This window comes from Paracoccus spongiarum (genome assembly GCF_030732095.1).
GTDB classification, from domain to species: domain Bacteria; phylum Pseudomonadota; class Alphaproteobacteria; order Rhodobacterales; family Rhodobacteraceae; genus Paracoccus; species Paracoccus spongiarum.
On sequence record NZ_JAVAMQ010000055.1, the window covers coordinates 1 to 1575 of the forward strand.

Genomic DNA, 1575 nt, shown 5'->3' on the forward strand with positions numbered 1-1575 from the left:
TCCAACCCTCCCCGCGAAAGCAGGATCACCTTGTTTTCGAGCGCCTGCCGAACCGCCTTCGTGGACAGCATGACTTCCTCTGTCGGTGACTTGATCTCGACCGGCAGGGCATAGCCATCGACCTTTACATAGGCATCCCAACGCTGGTAATTTACGCCAGCGCGCGAATAATCGCTCTCAAATCCAAGTATTTGAAAGAGGTGCGTCACTAGCGGGTAGAACGCTGTTTGCGTGTCCTTCGCGTGGTTTTCCGCGAATTTCGCAGCTGCGACTCTTATCTTGCTATGAGCTTCCAGCAATTCGGCTAATTCAGCCCTAAGCGCGTCAGGGCCGCCTACGCCAGCCTCTTCTGCCGCGACCATGTTCGGATGAACGAACAAGTGCGAACGGTCGTCGCGCCCGTCCGGAGCTGCCAATGCCGCCACCCGGCCTTTGCCTTGCTCTATGTGCGCGGTTTTCTCACTAGCCGCAAAGGCGGCGGCAATGTCACCAAGCGAAAGGGACTGGAACGGTGAGAACAACAGGTCGCGTCCATCCGTGCCTAACCTCCCAAACACCGGCGCTGCGGTTGCTTCCGCGTCCGCGATGCGCTGCTCAAGCGGCGCGATGTCAAAGCCCGACCGTTCCAGCATACGAAAGTGAGCCACGACGGCGAGCGCGTTGCGCTCTTCCGGTGCGAGCTGCGCCGCCTCATCGGCGCGCAGATCAACGCTACCGTCGACGCGCTCTGCTAGCGCCTGGCCTTTTTCGGTCAGATGGAAGGTTCCGTATTTTCGGCCATTCCTGAATCTCGCTGGTCCCCGCGTCGCCCAACCCAAATCCCGAAGCAGGGCAATCGGCCATCGAGTGTAGTTCTGCAACGTGTTGACCTGAATCTTCCGCGCATCCGACACCGCTTGCACGGCTTCGCCCGAAGCCGCCGCGCTCTCGCGCGCGGCTTCGATAGTCGCCACCACCGTATCCAGATTCCTCTTGCCGCGATCACTCGCGGCACTCAGCGGACCAATGATCATTTCGTCGCGTGACAGGTGGCCGTCGCAGGCCGCCATCACGCGCAAGATGAAGGCAAAAGGTCGAAGGTCGAAATCGCCCTTCACTGCAAGAATAGGCGTCGGATAAACGATCCCGAGCACGCACTCTTCGAGCAGCGGCCCGAAATCGCGCCCGGCCGCGACCACTTGCTGGCCAAGCAGTGTGAACGTGAAGTTCAAGGCGCTTTGCGGAGTAGGATGCAGCCACCCCAAAATCCGGAACAATTCAGCATACATCTTGAGCTGATTGTAGAGCGGATCACGGCTACGGTCAGCACGGGTGGACCGCGCCACTGCTTCCTCGCCCATGTATCCTGACGACGTTGCCATATTGGCGGCGACCACCGTCGCGACTATCTCGTCGAGGTTTACTGTACGCCCGCTCAATCGCTCGAAAGCCGCCCCATAGACGCGGACAAAATTCTCAATTGTGGAGCCCGGATTTGGAAATCTCAACATATTATCTGTCTTGCTTGCTTACTGAATAAGAAAACAGTTCGGCCAGATTGATCTCCAGCCCTTCAGCAATTTTCTCGATAACGAT

Annotated in this window: 1 protein-coding gene; it reads right to left on the minus strand. The window is 58.2% G+C overall.

The genetic code is table 11. The annotated features are described in order from the left end of the window. A partial coding sequence (locus Q5Y72_RS19605) for a hypothetical protein (protein ID WP_305965066.1) occupies positions 1-1418 on the minus strand: 1418 nt, incomplete at its 3' end. Between the last annotated feature and the right edge of the window lie 157 nt (positions 1419-1575).